The sequence below is a fragment of the Microcystis sp. M53603_WE2 genome (assembly GCF_030065435.1).
The window spans coordinates 1-2,590 of the sequence record NZ_JASJFF010000297.1 but is presented as its reverse complement, the minus strand read 5'-3'; the positions used below and the strand labels follow the sequence as shown (position 1 = coordinate 2,590).

The window sequence follows — 2,590 nt, the reverse complement described above, 5'->3', positions numbered from 1 at the left end:
TCAGTCTGTAGAGCGACCATAAGACCAGAACAGAGTAAATCTGTTAAGGCAGGTGCGGAACCCCGCAAGGGAAAGAAGCAGAAACCTAAATCGTGAGGTTTGGGAATCGCCGTCCGTTTTACGGCGGCGAGGATGTCAATCTATAGCTTATTTTACAGCAAATTCAGTATAGGGTCGAATATGTTCGGGTTTAAAGGCAAGGACAATTTGCTCTTTAGGAATACCAGCGGCTAATAAATCAGTGGCAATACCGTCTTCGGTTCCGTCTCGTTGTATCCAGATTTTACCATTAATAATTTGTAAATGCAGTAAACAGCCATGTACTCTTTCTCGGTTATCCCAACCTTCTAAGAGAATTAGATAGTTATCAGAGTCTTTGTCAATAATGAGGAGGCGGTTTACCTCTCCAGTAGCATAGCGCAAGTTTGCATAATAACGGAGAGATTCAATAATAATTTTTCTCATATTTTCTAACCTATCCATCTTAAAATAACCTCCTCAATTTCGTCAAAAATTAATAATTTTAATCGTTTGTTGTCTAATAAAACTTGACCAATAGGATCTTCAAAAATATCGGCAAAAGCTTGTTGATGAATTGCTAAATATAAAGTTCTTTCAGATTTTAGTTTTGTCAATAAATCATAGTATAAAATATATTGTCCTAATGCTTTTTCTAAGTCGTCGATAGATGATTTGCCAACAAAACTTTTAATTTCAATGGCAATTTTTTGATTGTCTTTTTCGGCGGCAATAATTTTTTCTGCTCCCAAGTCAATATATAAATCTCTTTTTCCCCAGCGAATAATTAGGGGGTCATGGGTAATTGTCCAGCCATCTTTGTCTAAGGCAGTTCTCACGGTATCATGATAAATATCTTTTGCTGGCATTTTTATTATAACTGATGATTATTAGAGATGCAGCGATTTTGGTACTGTTGAAGAATCGGTGATTCGTCTTTTTCATCTCGTTCCCAGTTTCTACCTGAAGCATACATTAAGGCAGAACCTTGATACAAGCAAGTTAAATTGATTTTATTTATCCATTTTTGCCTTGAGAAATTCTTCTAATTTCTTCATGTCTTCTTGACTAGGAGTAAGGGTAAATCTAGTTACACCTGATTCAGTTCGCATTCTATCCATATAAATTCTTAGGGCTTCATCATCTTCTCGATGGGAGAGGACATATTTTCTTAATTCTGGGCGAGACATTTGGTAAAAATCAGGTTGATGATTCATCTTCAAACTCCACATTAGTGAGCAAGATGCTCACATTACTATTTTCATCATACCGAAATAGATGAATATCGGTATAGAAGTTATACAGGGTTTGACACATTCTAAGGCAAGTAAGCATCTGTTCGGGAGTGGGTATCATTATTGATGGCTTTTTCCTCCAATTTACGAGTTTATACTTGTAATAAGTATAGCATAATACTGGATTGAAACAGCGGCACAAGCATAACAGTTAAGTACCTAAGCAAAATTAATTACACATATCTAACCACCTCTTGCCTCTTGCCTTTTGCCTTTTGCCTATCTTCACTAGGAAATTTATTTTGCACGACTACTTAACAGTTAACTGTTAACTGTTAACTGAATAAACCGTCCTCGACGACGCAACTACCCGCAGCCCGATGTTGTAGTAGTTATAATCGGGAGTGTTCTTGCTGCGGACGGCACAACGGCAGCTTTCCTGTTTGACAGTCCACGAACCGCCCCGCATCAACTTATATTGAGAATTTTTTCCACTTAACCCCGCCCAGCCATCTGTTGGTATGCCTTCATAATTATCATGCCAATCATCTGAACACCATTCCCAGACGTTCCCGTGCATATCATAAAGTCCAAAGGCATTCACGATTTGAAACCTGCCTACGGCCGTCGTCCTTGCAGGAGCGGTTTGCTCGTAATTTGCCAAAGCGGGGTCAATTTTCCAACCAAAATGATAGGGCGGATAAATCGGATTTTGAATTGATTCTTCACTGATAACTGATAACTGATAACTGATAACTGACCTACAGGCGTATTCCCACTCTGCCTCACTGGGTAAACGGTATTGATAGCCTTTTCCTTTTTCCTCTGACCAGCGTGATAGTCTCTCACAAAATTCCACTGCTTCATACCAACTAATACATTCTACTGGTCGGCGGCTATACCCTTTATAGTATGAAGGTTCTGGGTTGAGATCCCGTTCAACTTTAGGCAAAGAAGCCACTGCTCGCCACTGCGCCTGCGTTATCGGATATTTGCCCATCAGAAAGGGAGAAATCTTGACCTTGTGTTGCGGGCGTTCATCTGAATATACTCCTTCCTCTCCTTCAGAAGAACCCAGCCAAAACTCACCGCCGGGAACTTCCACTATTTCTAGGTTTATTCCGTCTTCTAACTCTTCGATTACTGTGGCTGGTAGTTCGTTTTCTGCGATGATTGAGAGGGCAATTTTTCCTTGCTTATAGCGGGTTTCAGTTGAATGAGGTACAGCATGGATGACTAGGTAGGCTCTTTAAAAGGGGTATCGCAATAGCAACAATGGGTAAACCAGTGATGGATGTCTCGCAATGTAATCTGACTAAAGGCTTGAACGATCGCTT

At 39.9% G+C, this 2,590-nt stretch carries 5 protein-coding genes; all 5 read right to left on the bottom strand.

What is annotated here, in order from left to right; all coding sequences use genetic code 11:
• Positions 1 to 147: 147 nt before the first annotated feature.
• Entirely contained in the window at positions 148 to 483 is a 336-nt protein-coding gene (locus PX481_RS06430; RefSeq protein WP_002758889.1) for a XisI protein, read from the bottom strand.
• Positions 471 to 887: an element excision factor XisH family protein gene (locus tag PX481_RS06425; protein WP_002758888.1), complete on the bottom strand. Its 417-nt coding sequence runs from the start codon at positions 885 to 887 to the stop codon at positions 471 to 473. Before PX481_RS06425 ends, PX481_RS06430 begins: the two co-directional genes overlap by 13 nt.
• Positions 888 to 1,031: 144 nt before the next feature.
• Positions 1,032 to 1,235, bottom strand: a complete 204-nt coding sequence (locus PX481_RS06420) for a DUF6887 family protein (RefSeq protein WP_002758886.1) — start codon at positions 1,233 to 1,235, stop codon at positions 1,032 to 1,034.
• Positions 1,219 to 1,374, bottom strand: a complete 156-nt coding sequence (locus tag PX481_RS30060) for a DUF6888 family protein (protein WP_373276130.1) — start codon at positions 1,372 to 1,374, stop codon at positions 1,219 to 1,221. The genes PX481_RS06420 and PX481_RS30060 overlap by 17 nt, the downstream gene beginning before the upstream one ends.
• 207 nt (positions 1,375 to 1,581) lie before the next feature.
• A complete protein-coding gene (locus tag PX481_RS06415; protein WP_288094035.1) occupies positions 1,582 to 2,358 on the bottom strand; it encodes a formylglycine-generating enzyme family protein in 777 nt (258 codons plus the stop codon).
• Between the last annotated feature and the right edge of the window lie 232 nt (positions 2,359 to 2,590).